The 297-nt window shown below is 31.6% G+C and carries 1 protein-coding gene; it reads left to right on the forward strand.

The window, feature by feature from the left end:
• A partial coding sequence (locus WFZ85_RS16230; protein ID WP_342697280.1) for an ABC transporter permease occupies positions 1-231 on the forward strand: 231 nt, incomplete at its 5' end.
• Between the last annotated feature and the right edge of the window lie 66 nt (positions 232-297).

Below are 297 nucleotides of genomic sequence, written 5' to 3' on the forward strand. Positions count from 1 at the left end.
TTCAACCAAGTTTTTGACGCCTTAGTTTTTAGCGACTTAATCCCTACAACTATAAAAACATTTTTCTTTGGTTTTTCTATTGGTTTAGTAGGTTGTTACAAAGGTTATAACTGCAAAAAAGGAACTGCAGGCGTGGGTTTAGCCGCTAATTCCGCCGTCGTTTATACCTCAATTCTGCTTTTTATAATCGATTTTATCGCTGTTTTTGTTACCAATATTTTTTACGGATGATTGTATGAGTAAAAATTATAATAAATCTAATCCCATTATTGAAATCAAAGACTTGAAAAAAAGCTT

Source organism: Flavobacterium aureirubrum (genome assembly GCF_038739835.1).
In the GTDB taxonomy this organism is placed as follows: domain Bacteria; phylum Bacteroidota; class Bacteroidia; order Flavobacteriales; family Flavobacteriaceae; genus Flavobacterium; species Flavobacterium aureirubrum.